This window comes from Mycobacterium sp. UM_11, assembly GCF_001414075.1.
Lineage (GTDB): Bacteria > Actinomycetota > Actinomycetes > Mycobacteriales > Mycobacteriaceae > Mycobacterium.
In genome coordinates this window covers 1-751 of record NZ_LATC01000232.1, presented here as the reverse complement: position 1 = coordinate 751, position 751 = coordinate 1, and the positions used below count along the sequence as shown (strand labels likewise).

General features: G+C 67.0%; 1 protein-coding gene. It reads right to left on the bottom strand.

From position 1 onward, the window contains the following. A partial coding sequence (locus WU80_RS24795) for a condensation domain-containing protein (RefSeq protein ID WP_231633914.1) occupies window positions 1-751 on the bottom strand: 751 nt, incomplete at both ends.

Genomic DNA, 751 nt, shown 5'->3' with positions numbered 1-751 from the left:
TCGGTGAGCACATCGACCGCCGACAACCTCGTGCCCGGATCAGCCGTCATCGCCTCCAACACCCGCCGCAACCGCTCCACCAACGCGCTAACGGTGCCCGGATCGAACACGTCGGTGCGGAACTCCACCGCCCCCGAAATCCCGCCCGGCTCAACGGCATCGGTGTAGCGCTCGGCCAGGTTGAACGTCAGGTCCATCCGCGCGGTGCGGGTGTCGACCGGCAGCTGGGTCACCTGCAAATCGCCCAATGCCAACCCCGGATCACCGGGCAAGTTCTGCCAGGCCAACATCACCTGCACCAGCGGATGATGCGCCAACGATCGCACCGGGTTGAGCCGCTCCACCAACACCTCGAACGGAACGTCTTGATGGTCGTAGGCGGCCAGGCTACGCCGACGCACCTGGCTTAACAGCTCGCTGACGGTCGGATCACCGGCCACGTCCACCCGCAGCACCAACGTGTTGACGAAGAATCCAACCAAATCGTCGAGCGCGGGGTCGTCACGACCGGCGGTCGGAAAGCCAAGCACCACATCGGGGCTCGCGCTCACACGCGAGATCAGCACCGCCAACGCGGCCTGGACCACCATGAAACTGGTCGCGCCGCACTCGCGCGCCACGGCGCGCACCCGCCGCTGCAGCTCCGCGGGCCAATCCACCACCACCGTGTCCCCGCACTGATCGGCCACCGCCGGATACGGCCGATCCGTCGGCAACTCCACACGTTCGGGAATCCCGGCCAGCGCATCCT